This is a genomic window from Agrobacterium sp. D14 (assembly GCF_001526505.1).
GTDB classification, from domain to species: domain Bacteria; phylum Pseudomonadota; class Alphaproteobacteria; order Rhizobiales; family Rhizobiaceae; genus Agrobacterium; species Agrobacterium leguminum.
The window spans coordinates 1-446 of record NZ_ASXX01000064.1 but is presented as its reverse complement, the minus strand read 5'-3'; the positions used below and the strand labels follow the sequence as shown (position 1 = coordinate 446).

Sequence of the window (446 nt, the reverse complement as noted above, 5' to 3'; positions counted from 1 at the left end):
TAGATGAAGCGGTTGACGAAGTTGGCGCCATCCATCTCGGCGGCTTCCTTCTGTTCGCCATCGAGCGATTGAAGGGCGGTGAGCAGGATCAGCGTCGCAAAGGGCAGCCATTGCCAGGCGACGATGATGATGATCGACAGCAGCGGAAACTGTGCGAACCAGTCGACCGGCTGGAAACCGAAGAAGCGGGACAGATCGGCAAGCACGCCATAACCGGGATGCATGATCATGTTCTTCCACACCAGGGCCGCCACCGGCGGCATGACGAAGAAGGGCGAGATGATCATGATGCGCACGATGCCCTGGCCGAAAATGTCATTGTCGAGCAGAAGCGCAATGGCGATACCGCCAACCACCGTGATCAGCAGCACGCCGCCGACGATCAGCAGCGTGTTCCAGATCGACTGGAAGAAGGCCGGGTCGGTATAGAAATACTGGTAATTGAA

General features: G+C 57.6%; 1 protein-coding gene. It reads right to left on the bottom strand.

The window, feature by feature from the left end:
- A partial coding sequence (locus L901_RS24480; protein WP_156430065.1) for a carbohydrate ABC transporter permease occupies window positions 1–446 on the bottom strand: 446 nt, incomplete at both ends.